General features: G+C 62.7%; 1 pseudogene. It reads left to right on the top strand.

Features of this window, described 5'->3' with window-relative positions:
• Positions 1 to 371 (top strand): annotated as a pseudogene (locus tag NE591_RS12290) (hypothetical protein); the annotation flags it as partial.
• Positions 372 to 518: the final 147 nt, after the last annotated feature.

Raw genomic sequence — 518 nt, 5'->3', positions numbered from 1 at the left:
CTCGAGCGCTTCATGGCCACGATAGATACCGACCCTGTGCCTGGGGAGCGCTGGGACGATACCCTTCGACGTATCATGACCTCGATCTATCGGAGCTGACGCTGGCCCTTGGGGAACGTCGGCTTCTCGTGCCCCCGTTTTCTGTCGGGAACGCCGATCACATCGGCCTGACCGGCCCCAACGGTGCCGGGAAGACCACGTTGGTGAGTGAGGTGGCACGGCGGATCGACCCGACCGTGCGGGTGCTCGTCATCCCGCCGGAGCCCACCGCCGAGCAGTGCCGTGACGCGCTTTCTCGACTGGCCTCCCTCGATTCGCGTAGTCGCGGGCGGGTGCTGGCGGTAGGATTTCTCCCCCTTCTTTTTCGTTGACAGAGCGGGGCGTTTTCGCCATACTGAGCAGTGGGTTTGGGGACGATGATTTGTGGGAGGAACCACCATGACCGCAACGATTCGGCCCTCTTTGATCTTTAACATGGATATCGAGGCGCCAGGCGGATCGGCTGTGCAAAGCCGGCC

The sequence above is a fragment of the Adlercreutzia sp. DFI.6.23 genome, assembly GCF_024462535.1.
GTDB lineage: Bacteria > Actinomycetota > Coriobacteriia > Coriobacteriales > Eggerthellaceae > Adlercreutzia > Adlercreutzia rubneri.
Note: the sequence above shows the minus strand (reverse complement) of the source record. Positions and strands in the feature narration are given on the sequence as shown.